Source organism: Methanococcoides sp. AM1 (assembly GCF_900774055.1).
Lineage (GTDB): Archaea > Halobacteriota > Methanosarcinia > Methanosarcinales > Methanosarcinaceae > Methanococcoides.
Window position 1 is genome coordinate 33,055 of sequence record NZ_CAAGSW010000003.1, and the last position, 12,928, is coordinate 45,982.

The window sequence follows — 12,928 nt, forward strand, 5'->3', positions numbered from 1 at the left end:
TTATTTAAATGATCAAGTTTGATGCAATGATATCTTATAATATCGTTATCAACTCCAAATTTATACAATTCACTTGAAATAATTCTCTTGAAATTAATGTAGGAAAGGACTTTTATGCAATATTCAATTCAATAATTACAAGAGCAATTGCTTGAAACCCGATACTAACAATCGTATTTATTCTTATGAGGTGATATCATTCTTGAACGAATAATTCCTAAACAGAGGACAACTTCTACCCGTCTGGGAGGGATCCTTATCCTGGTAGGCGAGACCATGTTCCTGTTCTCGATCCTGAATTTTATGATGATCACCCGGCTTCAGTATTACAGTTCCGGTGATTCGTTTGCCAGAACGATCTTCCCGGAATATTATTTCTTCCTTCTATCAATGTTCATCGTAGCTTTCATAGGAATGTGGCTTACATATGTCTATATTTTCCCGAGCAAGCAGAAGTTCTCACAGGAACAGGCAGTAAAGGATGACAGGAGTCCCATGTACAATCGCCTGGTACAGATGCACGATGAAATGCGTGAGATGCAGTCCATGGTAAAGGAGTTGCATGAAAAGGTAGATACCCTTAGCAAAGAGGGACAGAAATAAAATGACAATAACAATCGATCCTGTGATCAATGAGCCTGCACTCTTAGTTTCAGGTGATACAAAGGCCCTTGTACTGGCGGACATCCATTTGGGGATCGAATGGGACCTTTACCGGAGCGGGTTTTCCATACCCAGCCAGATAGAGCAGCGACTTGAGCGTATCATGAGGCTTGTGGAGCAGGAGAGGCCTGACCGGATCGTGCTGCTTGGTGACATAAAACACAACGTACCACAGGTTTCCTGGCAGGAACGTGATGAGATCCCGTACTTTATTGGCAGCCTTGCAGAGAAGGCCATTGTTGATATCTTCCCCGGGAACCATGACGGTGGGATCGAGTTCCTGCTTCCGCCGGACAGTGATGTAAATGTTTATTCTGCACGTGGCGATGTTATTGACGGAGTTGGTTATTTCCATGGTCATACGTGGCCATCGGTGGAATTATTATCTGCCGAGCATGTGATCGTTGCTCACAACCATCCTACAGTACGTTTCACGGATGCCATGGGATACTCGGTGGTGGAGCAGGTATGGATAAGGGCACGACTTGAAAGGGAAGTACTTGCAAATCACTTTAAGAGTGCTGATCTCTCTTCTGAAAGTGATATCTGGTCCGATCCTGATGTGGTGGTGGTTCCGGCTTTCAACGAACTTTGTGGCGGGGTTGCATTTAATGAGTCCGTGCGTGATGATCTTCTGGGACCCATATTTTCATCCGGTGCACTTGACATTGATAATTCTGATATCTATCTGCTGGATGGAACGTATCTGGGGATATTGAAGAATATCCGAAAACTGGAGGAAACCCAATCCGATCGAAGCAGAATCCGGAAAAGCAGCAAAAATAGGATCAACAAACGAAAAAAGGATAGCAGAACCAGCAACCCAAAAGAGACTTCCCGGAAGAACAATACTGCAAAAGGAAACAGTAAAAAGAGTATCATTACAAAAGGAAATACCACAAAGGAGGATGGAAAATGAGCTTCGGTAATCAGTTCGATGATTTTCATCCTGCCATTCAGGAAACCCTTGTGAAAATGGGCTTCACTGCTCCTACTAAACCGCAGGAGATGTGCTTCCCTCACCTCCTCGCAGGAGAACATACATTCCTGATAGCACCCACAGGTTCCGGTAAGACCGAGTCTGCAGTACTGCCTATGTTCGATCATATCCTTGGCAAAAGTGAAGAAGGGCGCACGGGTATTTCTGCTCTTTATATAACACCACTACGTGCGCTGAATCGTGATATGCTCACACGTATCCAGACATGGGGCAAAGAGTTAGGCATAACAGTACAGGTCCGCCATGGGGATACCTCGCCATACGAAAGGCAGAAACAATCCAAGAACCCTCCTGATCTTCTGATAACAACTCCTGAAACACTCCAGGCGATGTTCACAGGTTCGCGGCTTCGGAAGAACCTTGAGTGCGTCAGTTACGTTGTTGTGGATGAGATACATGAACTTGCATCATCCAAAAGAGGTGCACAGCTTTCTGTGGGACTTGAAAGGCTTGTGGAAATATCCGGTGAGTTCCTGAGGGTTGGTCTTTCAGCCACTGTGGGTAACCCTGATGTGGTCTCTCAATTCCTTGTTGGGTCCGGCAGGGAAGTATCTGTTGTACAGGTTTCCATGATAAGCCTGCTTGAGTTCAATGTGGTCAGTCCGCAGGTTATCGATGAGGATGTTGAACTTGGAAGGAAGATCGGCTGTGAGCCGGAGTTTGCATCCCATCTGCGTTGTATCCGTGAGATCGTGGAAACCCATCTGTCAACTCTTATTTTCGTTAATACAAGACAAAGTGCTGAAGCCCTTGCATCAGGTTTCAAGATACTGGAGGCTTCAATAGGTGTACATCACGGTTCTCTTTCTGTGGATGCACGTATCGAAGCTGAAGAATCGTTCAAGGCAGGCGATATAAAGGGTTTGATCTGTACTTCATCAATGGAGCTTGGTATTGATATCGGTAAAGTTGACCACGTTGTACAGTATGGTTCCCCAAGACAGGTCTCGCGCCTGCTCCAGCGCGTGGGACGTGCCGGACACAGAATACACGAGGTTTCCAGGGGTACGATCCTTGCAATGGGATCCGATGATATTCTGGAGAGCATGGCCATTACAAAGGCTGCAATGGAAGGTAAAGTTGAGAATATTATTCCTCACAGTGGTTCCCTTGACGTTGTGGCGAACCAGATCTCCGGCATGGTTATCGATTTTGGTGATGTTGAGATAAAGAAGATCCATTCCATACTGAGGAGGACCTATCCTTTCAGGGACCTTTCCATAGAGCAGCTCGAACGCGTCGTTGAACAGGTTACAGATTACCGGATGGTCTGGCGTGATGAGGGTTCCAGCAGCATTAGCAGGCGAAAGAAGAGCTGGCAATATTACTACGAAAATCTTTCAATGATCCCTGATGAAAGGAAGTTCGAGATCTACGATATTGTCTCCGGCAGGTCCGTGGGAATGCTGGATGAAGCCTTTGTTGTCAATTTCGCATCTCCCGGTGCAGTTTTTATTACCAAGGGTGACATGTGGCGTGTCATTGAGATGAATACGGACCGTGACAGGATAAAAGTTGAGCCTGTCAAGACCATGGGTGAGATCCCAAGCTGGGTTGGTGAGGAGATCCCGGTTCCGTTCGAGGTGGCACAGCAAGTTGGTCGTATCCGGTTTAGAGTATCGTTCCTGATACACGATGGGAAAAGTGATGAGGAGATCGTTGAAGCACTGATGGAAGAATATCCTGTTGATATTCACAGTGCTCTTACAGTCATAGATCTCATAAAAGAACACATTTCAAAGGGCTACCCGCTTCCTGATAATGATACGATCGTAATTGAGGATGAAGGGGAAGCCATCATAATTAATTCGTGTTTCGGACACACTACCAATGAGACCATCGGGAAGGTAATTACTTCCCTTCTTGCTGCCCGTTTTGGCAGTAGTGTAAGTCAGGAGATTGATCCTTACAGGATAAGGATGCAGCTCCCAAGGCGCATGAAGGCCCTGCATATTCAGGAAATGATCTACGACATCCAGCCGGAGCATATTGAGCCGATCATTGAGATGACGCTGAAGAACACTTCTGTGATGAAATGGAAGATGGTCCATGTGGCACGGAAGTTCGGTGCATTGAGCAAGGACATTGATTATGATCGCATCAGCATGAAGAAACTGCTCGAGATCTACAAGGATACTTCCATGTATGATGAGGTCATGCGTGAGATCTTCCACAACATGCTGGATGTGGACCGGGCAAGGGATGTGCTTTCGCGTATAGCTTCTGAGGAGATGGTCATACTGGTCAGCCCTATGCCAACACCCATTGGTTCTGCAGGATTTGCAATGCGACGTGATCTTGTAGCTCCGGAGAAAGCCGACAGGTCCATTGTCCTTGCCCTGAAGGACAGGATCATGCACGATCGGATCATATTGTTCTGTGTGCATTGCAAGAAATGGGTGTCACGCAGGAAGGTCATGAATGTTCCCGATGAGATACAGTGTCCGGTATGTGATTCCAGAATGGTGGCTGCCCTTAAACCGTGGGAAGAGGAAGAGATCAAGCTTGTCCGCAAGCAGGATAAGGTAACTGCAAAGGAAGATGTGAAGCGCATTCAGCGGGTATATCGAAATGCAGGCATCGTGATGGGGAACGGGAAGCTTGCGGTCATAGCTCTTGCAAGTCGTGGGATCGGTCCTGATACTGCTTCACGTGTGATTGAAAAGATGCGTGTTGATGAGGAAACATTCTACAGGGATATCATGGCTGCAGAAAGGAACTATGCCAAGAACAAGCAGTTCTGGAAATAAAATGTCAGTGCATGCTATTTACAAAAAGGGTCTGCCATTTACTACTTTCTATGGCGCAATATCCTTATACTTTGTACATCCAAGAAATCTTTCATGGACATAAGGGACAGGATATTTGCAGCTACAGGTAAAGTTAAAGCAGACACGATCTTTACCGGCGGTCATATTGTAAATGTCAATACAAAAGAGATATTGGACAGGGACATTGCAGTAAAAGACGGCTATATTGCAGGCATCGGTGATGTTTCCTGCCTTAAAGGTGATGATACTCAACTCATCGATGTAAGTGGGCGTTACATCTGTCCCGGATTGATCGATGGTCATGTTCATTTTGAATCCAGCATGGTAACCCTGAGCCAGTTCTCAATGTCGGCTCTGGAACACGGCACGACATCCGTGGTGATAGATCCTCATGAGATTGCTAATGTGCTTGGCAGGAAAGGTATTGAAATTGTGCTTGAAGAAGCGAGATCTCTTCCTTTGAACGCTTTTGTAGCGATCTCATCCTGTGTGCCTGCAACAGTTTTCGAAACAGCTGGTGCATCCATCAGTGCAGATGATATTGATTCCCTGATAGACAATGAGAATGTCGTGGGCCTTGGAGAGATGATGGACTATCCTGGTGTGCTGTCAGGGGATGACAATAAATTATCCATGATAAGGGCTGCACTTAAAGACAAACTCGTGGTCGATGGGCATTGTCCTGCACTTACCGGTGAACAGTTATGGGGCTATATAGCAGCTGGTATCTCTACAGACCACGAATCTATTGAATATGAAGAGGCACTTGAAAAACTGCGTCTTGGAATGAAGCTTATGATAAGGGAAGGGTCTGCTGCGAAATCTCTCGATCGTTTCCTTCCACGACTTATTGAAGATGGTGTGTCTCTTGAGAACGTCTTCTTTGTGACCGATGACAAACATCCGTCTGACCTGATGGAAGGTTACATGGACGTGATCGTCAGAAGGGCCATAGAAATAGGGCTCTCCCCGATCGATGCTATCTGTATGGCCAGCATCAATACAGCGAAGAATTACCATATTGACAACCAGGTTGGTTCCATTTCAATTGGCAGGAAAGCCGATCTTATTGTGCTTGATGACCTTGATACTTTCAGCATAGATTCGATCTATGCGGCAGGAAAACCCGTTGATGGATTTACTCCATCTTACGATCATCCTGATCTCGTCTTTAATACCATTAGTTTCTCAAAGGTCGATGCGTCTGACCTGCAGCTAAAAGCAGATGCTGACAGGGATTACAAGGTTTCAGTTATAAAGGTCCTGCCTGATCTCATCCTTACGGAAAAAGAAAATGCTATACTTCATTCAGATCGTGATGGTGTGTTGCTTCCAGACGTTGATAATGATATACTATGTGCTGCTGTGATCGAAAGGCATGGAAAGACAGGTAACATCGGTCTTGGTTTTATCAAGGGAATAGGTATCCGGAATGGTGCTATTGGCCAGAGCATAGGACACGACAGTCACAATGTTGTTGTAACCGGGGATAACCATTCGGATATGGCATTGTGTGCCAACACCATTAGGGATATGAATGGTGGTATTTGTGTTGTCAATGATGGTAAGGTGGTGGACAAGCTTGAACTACCATTTGCCGGGCTGTTGAGCACTCTTCCGGTCGAAGAGGTTGAAAAAAGACTGAACGATCTTCACATGGCAGTAAAGAGTATCGGTTGCAGCCTTCCGGCACCGTTCATAACCCATTCTTTCATTGCTCTTCCGGTGATACCTTCACTAAGGCTTACTGATATGGGGCTTTTTGATGTAGATAATTTTAGTCTGGTATCTCCGATAGAAGAAGAGGTGAAGTCCTCTGAAAAATGATAGTTGCAATGTCTCATCGGAAAGACGAGATCTGATCTTGGAATATGGCAAAATAAAAGAACAAATTCGAAAGTGTTGCAGGACACTTTTCTGACAAGTGTTAGCAAGTTGTCAGAAAACTGTCAGCACAACTTTCACTTTTAAAATGAAATATACGCAAACTACAGGTCTCATCCAAACTTCTCAATATAGCTCTTGTAAGTCCTGATATACTCTGCATGGGGCCATATCAGGGGTATCGTTACGTATGCCATTCCGTCTTTCCATTTTGGATGGTTACGTACGTTCTCGATCATGGTGAGCTTACTATCCCTGAGGATCTTTGCATTGGTATAGTCTTCATACCATATCTCGAACCGTTCAATTGTTGATATATGTTCAGGCAGGAAATAGTTGTGTGCCATGTCCACTACCCAACCCATATACATCTCTGCCATATCCTGATCATCAATAGCAATATAGTGGTTAGCAAGCTGGCAGGTAAAGTGGCACCATGGTCCGTATCCTCCGTTATTCCTGTCCCACATTTCCGGATAGCGGTTCAAGCCTCCGATCTCCTTGTCCCAGAGGCGATCGTGTATCCTCCGGACAGTATAGCGATTCTTGATGTCATGGTGATCGATGAGCTCAAAGTATGCAGGTGCGTATTCCACAACATCCACATCGATAACGCTTGATGCAAATGCATCATATCCAATAGGGTTGCTACTTTTTTCTTTCACACGAATGCATTTGATGAATGAACGCCTACGCGGGCTGTACATTCGTGTAAGGATAGCCTCTCTTACTTTTTCAGCCTCAGCTTCCCAGTCAGCAACATCTTCGCCAAGAGCCTCTCCCATTTTTACTGCTGCAAGGATCCCTGCACAACAGGCAGAGTTGGCATAGATCTCAAATCCATGTTCGTATGCCGGATATTCATGGATGCTGTTCACGGTATGGATAAGGTCAACTTCGTCGTTCTTGTTCATCAGTATGAACTCTACGGCCTTTTTGACAGTTTCCCAGTGCTTTTCCACAAAGGTCCTGTCAGCCATTGATTCAAAGAAGAGTCCGCCTGTTGCTTCGAAATATTTTCCCATTGCAAAAAGGACCAGCCCATTCCCATCGATCTGAAGGTCCTTGTAACTGGCGTCATTTCCGTCAACATCATATCTCTGGGAAAATTCTCCAAGGGGCTTCTGGGAATTCAGGACGAATTCAAGACCTCTTCGGGCCTCGTCCATCATCTCGGCTTCAATGCAGCCAAGTATTGCCACAGAGTGGTCTCTCGGGTAAATAAAGGGATAACGTGTTCCCGGGGGACTTGCATAAAATCCTCCTTTTTCATGCTGGTTGTTTTTCAGGATCTTCACGCTGTTCTCGTAGAGTTTTTCAGCTTCGATCAGGTTCAAGAAATTCACTCCTTTTTTATGTAATTGATCTTACAAACGTAATATGCTTTCTCAAGGTACTTGTCCACGTCTTCTTTTGTCATATTTGCCTTTTCAAGGGCTTTCTCGTTGTATACTATGTTGTTGGTCCGGGGACATCTTGATCCAATGTTGAGAAGTTCTACCCCTGCCAGTTCACCTCGCCTTTTAATGTAACTGTGATGAAGTATGCCTGTGACCGTTGTAAGTGCCGGATATTCCCATCCGTCTTCAGCTTCCATCATCTGCTTGTTAGAAAGATTCACAAGCTCTATGAATTGCGAAGGCCTTTCTCCATAGATCTGTATAAAATCAAGAAGTGTGTTCGAGAACGGGCAGACCGGCAAATAGTTGATATCATCCTCACGTGCACCTTCGAATCCCGGACCTTCGATCTCAGCCATTTCTTCTCCTATCTCACGTAGCCATTCCAGTGCATTCTGAGCCCCGTTCTTGTCCACCATCTTGATAATGCCTATCAAAAAAGCTCTAGATATCATATTCTCAATTCGTATCATTCCACGTACCCCTTTAAGTTCTTAAAATTAAATTTCAGATCCCTTCTCAATTATTTCCCTGATAGCATTGTTCCACCCTATGGGTCCGATCCCTTTCACACGCTTTATATTGGGATCAGTTATGGAAGGATCATGTACATTGCCCGGCTTTTGTACAAGAACGGGCATATCCACAGATTCCAGCATTGGCAGATCATTTAAACTGTCACCCAGACCGATTGTAATAACATCAGTGAACTGCTGCCTGTATATCTTGCTTAGTATCCTGACAGCTTTGCCTTTATCGTTATTTCCGATAATGTGCCAGTATCTGCCACCTCTTGTATGATTGTATCCTGCAGCCCCTATAAGCTCCATCATCCGGGAAGCTTTGTCCTCAGTCTCATCAATTATCCGGAAAACCTCATCATATTCGCGTATCTTTGCAAGTCCTGCAGAGTGAAGATCAAGTCCTGTATCCTTACTTACCTCTTCAGTGGTCATGTTTCCGAAGTTGATCACCTCAATACCGGATATCTGGCAGATCTCAATTAGTGCATCTTTTAATTTTGAATAGCTGGTCCCAAGTTCTATAACATTGTAGCCTCCGAACTTGTGGTCGAATTTAAGGTCAATATCAAAATATCCTTCCGGTATGAAGATACCTCCGCCATTTTCTGATATGAAGGGATGGCGGCAGTCCAGTTCTTCAACATAGACCTCAAGCTCTGCATGTGTTTTGCTGGTACAGAATATCAGTGGTACATGCTCTTGTTTTAGCAGGTTAAGTGCAGGTTTTGCTGCCTCGTATGAATATGTATCATGGTCTATCAGCGTGCCATCAAGGTCCGTGAATACTATATATCTCAAGAAATCGCTCCCCCTACAAGCAGTTAAAAAAACATTGTGCAGTCTATTAATATTTTAATTGACCGATGTCAGTTTTGTATTTCCCGTTCGTATAAAAGTTTATATTAAATGTTCTATATATAGATATTCAACCTATAATACATCCGGAATGTTGGGATGCATCTACATTTGGGGGGATGCATTTCGAGACAGTTTGTTTTCCGGAATATGGATACTTTGTAGACTTATCAGATCTATCGTCTTTGTTGGGGAGTTATATGGATTTTTATCAGGAATACATAACGACAATTCATGATTTTAGTATCGATAAAGAGATGCTTATCAAAAGAATACATGAACTTAAAAGTCGCAGACCCGCGTCACTTATAATTCCTATCTTGTATGAAGAGGTTAACAATCCACCTCTTAAGAACATAATTTCCAATCTTAATGAGTGTACTTGTCTTAATCAGGTCGTTATCGCCCTTGCAGCTGAAAATGCAGAAGAGTATGTTCACGTGGTGGAATTTTTCAAAGAATTGAAAACACCTCACATTGTGGTATGGTGTGATGGTCCCAGGGCTCAGCACATCTTATTCACTATGAAAAAGATGGGGATTGACATTACCTCTTATAAGGGTAAAGGGAAAGACGTCTGGCTGGCCACGGGGATCGCGACTCTCGATTCCTATGCAATTGCCTATCATGATGCTGATATTGTCACATATTCAAAGGATTTCCCTGCAAAATTATTGTACCCTATTGTTGAACCAGAACTTAATTTCTTTTTCAATAAAGGATATTATGCCAGGATAAATCTGGAGAGTAAGACCATGCATGGTCGTGTTTTCAGACTTTTCGTCCGTCCTTTGCTCGATACTTTACAGGCAGATTCAAAGGCAGACATACTTCGATATCTTCTTGCTTTCAGGTACACTCTTGCAGGAGAGTTTGCCATGACCAGTGATCTTGCGATGAACATACGTATCCCTGCTGATTGGGGACTTGAAGTGGGTCTTCTTGCAGAGGTCTACAGAAATGCATCAACTAAGAAAGTCTGTCAGACTGATCTTGGTTATTATGATCACAAGCATCAGGAGGTAGGTTCCAACAGATCAGAAGGCCTTTGCAAAATGGTCGGTGATATCTTCACGACCTTCATGAGGATCACAACAGAATCCACGGATAATATAATTTCACCTTCTTACCTGCATGGTATCCATGTAAAATACAAGCGTCTTGGGCAGGACCTGATACGCAGGTATCATGCTGATGCCCTTTGCAATGGCCTGTGCTATAACAGACATGAAGAGGAGCTATATGTCGATATGTTCGCAAATGTTATCAGGAGATCAGGCGAAGATTACCTTGAACATCCTTCAGATGTACTTATGCCTGACTGGACACGTGCCCTTTCAGCTATGCCGGACCTTCGTGAACAGTTATATGAAGCCTGTCTTGCTGATGAAAAGGAATATTGTAAGGAATGATGAAATATTCACCTAAAAATATCTCTTATTTTGTGAGATGGAGGATATTCACGATTCAAAATTTATGCTTATACTTCCGGATCTCTCTGCCAGGCTCTTTGACAGGAACCCTGCCTCCAGATTGCACATGTGAAGTACTGCACAAGGGATAAGACAAGTAGAGCTGCATTTTGCATCTTTTGCTTTCCTGATTACATAGTTATCATCGATCCCGAATATCTCCATCGTAGGGACTTCCATGTGGGAAAATTCTTTGACCTTTTCACATGGTGTATCGATATCGATGATGACCTTGTCACCTTTCAACTGGCCGGTAATTGTATGGGTAAATCCGCATATTGTCGAATCGACAGTGATCTTTGTCATATTGTTATCTTTCCTTATTTTTTGTTAAGAGACATCTTCTTCTATCATATACTATAAGTTATCCTTAAATAAACCTCAAGAGCATACATATTAAGAACTTCGGACAGGAGCTACCAAAAATGTCACATCCACCTACCTCTTCATTGTTATCTGAAAGATCCATGAACATACCGCCTTTCTATGTAATGGATGTGCTGGAAAGTGCCCAAAAACTGGAACGATCTGGCAGAGATATCGTTCATCTTGAGATCGGCGAGCCTGATTTCCCAACAGCACCTCACATTTGTGATGCAGCAAACCAATCACTTGCATCATGTAATACCCGCTATACCCATAGCCTTGGTCTGCCTGAGCTGAGAAGTGCCATCGTGGATGATTATAACAACCGCTTCGGGCTCGACCTTGTTCCTGAGCAGGTCCTTGTAACGTCCGGGACAAGCCCTGCGTTGATGCTGGTTTTCATGGCATTGCTGGATCAGGGTGACGAGGTCCTTTTGCCAAATCCTCATTATGCATGCTATCCGAATTTTGTCAGTGCTCTTGGCTGTACATCGAACTTTGCATACACCTCCGAAGAGAATGGATTTGGTCTGACACCGGAACTTGTATCCGAGAATCTTAATGCAGATACCAGTTCGATCCTTATCAATAGCCCCTCCAACCCAACTGGTTATGTAATGTCATCAAAGGAGATGCAGGGGATCGCAGAAATTGCAGAAACAAAAGGCAATATCCCGATAATTTCAGATGAGATCTACCAGGGTCTTATCTATGGCGGAAAGGACCACAGCATTCTGGAATACACTGACAATGCCTTTGTCCTCAACGGATTCTCCAAGAAATATTGCATGACAGGCTGGCGTCTTGGATACATGATCGCACCTCTTGACTGCATGAGGGTCCTGCAAAAGCTCCAGCAGAACTTCTTCATCTGTGCCAATAGCTTTGTGCAGGAGGCAGGTATCGCTGCACTTCGTGGCCCTCAGGACCATGTTGATAAAATGGTGGCAACATACGACGAACGCAGGAAATACATGCTTAAGAGGCTGCAGGACATCGGGTTCAAAGTGGGATACGAACCAATGGGTGCTTTCTATGTGCTTGCTGATGCCCATGAGTTTGGGACTGATTCTCTTGAAATGAGCCGTACAATGCTGAATGAAGCAGGCGTGGCCGTCACTCCGGGAATTGATTTTGGTGATGGTGCCGAAGGCTATATCAGATTCTCGTATGCAAACAGTATCGAGAATATTGAAGAGGGGATGAAGAGGCTCGATGCTTTCCTGAATGGATGATCGATGAAGGTCTAATAATTAACTTTAATTTTGTTACAAAAACTGTTCCTTACAAAAATTAGAAATCAGATGTACGCAGATTTCTTATTACAGAGGTGTTTGAGTGGAGAAAGAAGTCAGGCCTTCAATAAAAGTATCAAAAAATGGGCCATATATTGTGAAAGACCTTAAAACACTCAGGAATTCAAAGGGTGTTTTCATCGAGATAAAACCGGTTATGGCACTTTGCAGATGTGGAGGCTCGGCAAATATGCCATTTTGTGATGGAACACATTTAGGGAACGATTTTTCCGGGGAAAAAGAAAAAGACCGTGTTCCCGACAGGGTTGATACTTACGTCGGAAAACATATTACCATTCATCGTAACAGGGATGTGTGTTCTCACGTAGGCCATTGTGTTCGTAATCTACCTTCTGTTTTCAAAAAGGGTGAAGAACCCTGGGCAGATCCGGATGCTGCAGACCCGGAAGAGATAGCAAAACTCATCAGGACCTGTCCTTCTGGCGCATTGAGTTATACTGTTAATGGAAATTTGTATAAGGATTATTCACATGGCCCGGAAATTTTTGTTCTGAAAGATGGACCTTACAATGTTACAGGAGCCAAGCTTGACGATCCTGATGATTTAGTACCTGAAACCCAAGACCATTATGCTCTCTGCAGATGCGGTGAATCCCGAAATAAGCCATTCTGTGACGGCCAGCACTCCAATGCTAAATTTAAGGACAGGAAGAATTGAATCAACAGGTAGAACAGGA

11 protein-coding genes are annotated in these 12,928 nt (G+C 44.1%); 7 read left to right on the forward strand and 4 right to left on the reverse strand.

Annotated elements, in window-relative coordinates; all coding sequences use genetic code 11:
• Nucleotides 1-276: 276 nt before the first annotated feature.
• The 4 genes from E7X57_RS05330 (at nucleotide 277) to ade (ending at nucleotide 6,261) form a co-directional block, all read left to right on the forward strand.
• Complete coding sequence (locus tag E7X57_RS05330) at nucleotides 277-603, forward strand: hypothetical protein (protein WP_244603609.1); 327 nt, start codon at nucleotides 277-279, stop codon at nucleotides 601-603.
• 1 nt (nucleotide 604) lies between these two features.
• A complete protein-coding gene (locus E7X57_RS05335; RefSeq protein ID WP_135611345.1) occupies nucleotides 605-1,582 on the forward strand; it encodes a metallophosphoesterase in 978 nt (325 codons plus the stop codon).
• A complete protein-coding gene (locus E7X57_RS05340) occupies nucleotides 1,579-4,413 on the forward strand; it encodes a DEAD/DEAH box helicase (protein ID WP_135611347.1) in 2,835 nt (944 codons plus the stop codon). The genes E7X57_RS05335 and E7X57_RS05340 overlap by 4 nt, the downstream gene beginning before the upstream one ends.
• A gap of 93 nt (nucleotides 4,414-4,506) precedes the next feature.
• Nucleotides 4,507-6,261, forward strand: a complete 1,755-nt coding sequence (ade, locus tag E7X57_RS05345; protein ID WP_135611349.1) for an adenine deaminase — start codon at nucleotides 4,507-4,509, stop codon at nucleotides 6,259-6,261.
• 170 nt (nucleotides 6,262-6,431) lie between these two features.
• Here ade and E7X57_RS05350 read toward each other — a convergent pair whose 3' ends face one another.
• Genes E7X57_RS05350 through mpgP form a run of 3 tightly spaced genes read right to left on the reverse strand, consistent with a single transcriptional unit; the run spans nucleotide 6,432 to nucleotide 9,040 of the window.
• Entirely contained in the window at nucleotides 6,432-7,655 is a 1,224-nt protein-coding gene (locus E7X57_RS05350) for a glucoamylase (RefSeq protein WP_135611351.1), read from the reverse strand.
• A 5-nt stretch (nucleotides 7,656-7,660) separates the two neighbouring features.
• Complete coding sequence (locus E7X57_RS05355; RefSeq protein WP_135611353.1) at nucleotides 7,661-8,191, reverse strand: hypothetical protein; 531 nt, start codon at nucleotides 8,189-8,191, stop codon at nucleotides 7,661-7,663.
• A 27-nt stretch (nucleotides 8,192-8,218) separates the two neighbouring features.
• Complete coding sequence (mpgP, locus tag E7X57_RS05360; protein ID WP_135611357.1) at nucleotides 8,219-9,040, reverse strand: mannosyl-3-phosphoglycerate phosphatase; 822 nt, start codon at nucleotides 9,038-9,040, stop codon at nucleotides 8,219-8,221.
• A gap of 257 nt (nucleotides 9,041-9,297) precedes the next feature.
• Between mpgP and gpgS the strand changes: the two genes are divergently transcribed.
• Complete coding sequence (gene gpgS / locus E7X57_RS05365; RefSeq protein ID WP_135611360.1) at nucleotides 9,298-10,509, forward strand: glucosyl-3-phosphoglycerate synthase; 1,212 nt, start codon at nucleotides 9,298-9,300, stop codon at nucleotides 10,507-10,509.
• 48 nt (nucleotides 10,510-10,557) lie between these two features.
• On the opposite strand, the gene E7X57_RS05370 is transcribed toward gpgS, so the two are convergent.
• Complete coding sequence (locus E7X57_RS05370) at nucleotides 10,558-10,875, reverse strand: DUF6951 family protein (RefSeq protein ID WP_135611362.1); 318 nt, start codon at nucleotides 10,873-10,875, stop codon at nucleotides 10,558-10,560.
• A gap of 119 nt (nucleotides 10,876-10,994) precedes the next feature.
• Between E7X57_RS05370 and E7X57_RS05375 the strand changes: the two genes are divergently transcribed.
• Together E7X57_RS05375 and E7X57_RS05380 are read left to right on the forward strand one after the other, a co-directional pair.
• Nucleotides 10,995-12,170 carry a pyridoxal phosphate-dependent aminotransferase gene (locus E7X57_RS05375; RefSeq protein ID WP_135611365.1) on the forward strand — a complete coding sequence of 392 codons (1,176 nt, stop codon included), beginning with the start codon at nucleotides 10,995-10,997 and terminating at the stop codon, nucleotides 12,168-12,170.
• 103 nt (nucleotides 12,171-12,273) lie between these two features.
• Entirely contained in the window at nucleotides 12,274-12,909 is a 636-nt protein-coding gene (locus E7X57_RS05380; protein ID WP_135611369.1) for a CDGSH iron-sulfur domain-containing protein, read from the forward strand.
• Nucleotides 12,910-12,928: the final 19 nt, after the last annotated feature.

Coding starts and splice junctions, on each gene's coding strand:
- E7X57_RS05335 (WP_135611345.1), top strand. CDS start 605: ATGACAATAACAATCGATCCTGTGATCAATGAGCCTGCACTCTTAGTT.
- ade (WP_135611349.1), top strand. CDS start 4,507: ATGGACATAAGGGACAGGATATTTGCAGCTACAGGTAAAGTTAAAGCA.
- E7X57_RS05375 (WP_135611365.1), top strand. CDS start 10,995: ATGTCACATCCACCTACCTCTTCATTGTTATCTGAAAGATCCATGAAC.
- E7X57_RS05340 (WP_135611347.1), top strand. CDS start 1,579: ATGAGCTTCGGTAATCAGTTCGATGATTTTCATCCTGCCATTCAGGAA.
- E7X57_RS05355 (WP_135611353.1), bottom strand. CDS start 8,191: ATGATACGAATTGAGAATATGATATCTAGAGCTTTTTTGATAGGCATT.
- E7X57_RS05330 (WP_244603609.1), top strand. CDS start 277: ATGTTCCTGTTCTCGATCCTGAATTTTATGATGATCACCCGGCTTCAG.
- E7X57_RS05370 (WP_135611362.1), bottom strand. CDS start 10,875: ATGACAAAGATCACTGTCGATTCGACAATATGCGGATTTACCCATACA.
- gpgS (WP_135611360.1), top strand. CDS start 9,298: ATGGATTTTTATCAGGAATACATAACGACAATTCATGATTTTAGTATC.